This is a genomic window from Aeromicrobium sp. CnD17-E (assembly GCF_024124745.1).
Lineage (GTDB): Bacteria > Actinomycetota > Actinomycetes > Propionibacteriales > Nocardioidaceae > Aeromicrobium.
Genome location: NZ_JAMXRU010000218.1, coordinates 1 through 1,143, shown reverse-complemented (window position 1 = coordinate 1,143; position 1,143 = coordinate 1). Strand labels below are relative to the sequence as shown.

At 71.2% G+C, this 1,143-nt stretch carries 1 protein-coding gene and 1 pseudogene; both read right to left on the bottom strand.

Annotated features, from left to right (window positions below):
• Positions 1–245 (bottom strand): annotated as a pseudogene (locus NH339_RS18245) (hypothetical protein); the annotation flags it as partial.
• 100 nt (positions 246–345) lie between these two features.
• On the bottom strand, positions 346–1,044 hold the full coding sequence (locus NH339_RS18240) for a sigma-70 family RNA polymerase sigma factor (RefSeq protein WP_253027476.1): 699 nt from the start codon (positions 1,042–1,044) through the stop codon (positions 346–348).
• Positions 1,045–1,143 lie beyond the last annotated feature (99 nt).

The following is a 1,143-nucleotide window of genomic DNA, read 5'->3' as shown; positions in this document are numbered from 1 at the left end:
GTCGGAGCGTCGGCGCCGGCCGTGCGACGCGAGGCGCCCGGCGCGGGGACGAGGACGGTCTGGCCCTCGGCCATCAGACGCTCGCGCAGCGCCGAGGCGAACTCGGGGCGGGGAGCGACGGTGGCCGATGCGCGGAGGGTCTGCGCGGTGCGGACGAGCTCGGCGACCTGGCCCGTGCCGTGCGCACCGGACTCCCACGCGTCGTGGAAGTCCTGGGCGTCGTCGCGGCCCGGTCGGCGGATCATCGCGTCGTCCTGTCTGTGGTCGTGGTGGTACGAGGTCCAACGACCATGAAGACGTGCGGGTTACGGGAACGTGACGCGGTGCGCGCGAGGATTCTCGGACTCATCGCGCGTCCTCAGGCATCTTCTTCGCGAGGTTGCGCACCGCGCGCAGCTGCAGCTGCTTGATCGCACCCTCGGTGCGGCCGAGCGCGGCGGCGGTCTGGGCGATGCTCATGCCCTGGATGAACCGCATGAGGACGCACTCGCGCTGCTCCGTCGGCAGCTCGGCCACGGCGGCGAACAACATCTCGTTGGAGAGCAGCGCCATCACGTCGTCCTCGGTGCTCGGGGCGCTCTGCGGGCCCTCCGGGACGTCGTCGGAGACGATCTCGAGCCGCGCGCGACCGGACTTGAAGTGGTCGACGACCAGGTTGCGGGCGATGGTGGTGAGCCAGGCGCCGAAGTCCTTGCCCTGCCAGCTGAACCGCTGGATGGCCCGCAGCCCGCGCACGAACGTCTCGCTCGTGAGGTCCTCGGCCAGGGTCTGGGAGCCGACGCGGTAGTAGATGAACCGGTAGATGCCGGTGACGTAGTGGTCGTAGAGCTGGCCGAAGGCGTCGACGTCGCCCTCGCGGGCGAGGTCGACGAGGGCGCGCAGCCGCAGGGCCTCCGGGTCGCCGTCGGGATCCACGGGGCCGCCGGAGAACGCCGCGTGCGTCGCGGGCGCCGGCTCGGCCAGCGCCATGGCCAGGCGCAGGTCGTCAGGCGTCAGCAGGGCGAGCCGCAGCGCGGCGCGCAGTGCTCCCGTCCAACCCTCCATGATCCCTCCCGAAGATCTGAACGATCTTAAGCACCCGGGGAGGTTCCTGTCAGGAGTTCTCAGGTAACGGGCCGGCCAACACGACGCCGAGGCGCGTCA

Bases quoted from the DNA above. Each gene is read 5' to 3' on its own strand.
- NH339_RS18240 (WP_253027476.1), bottom strand. From the start codon at position 1,044: ATGGAGGGTTGGACGGGAGCACTGCGCGCCGCGCTGCGGCTCGCCCTG.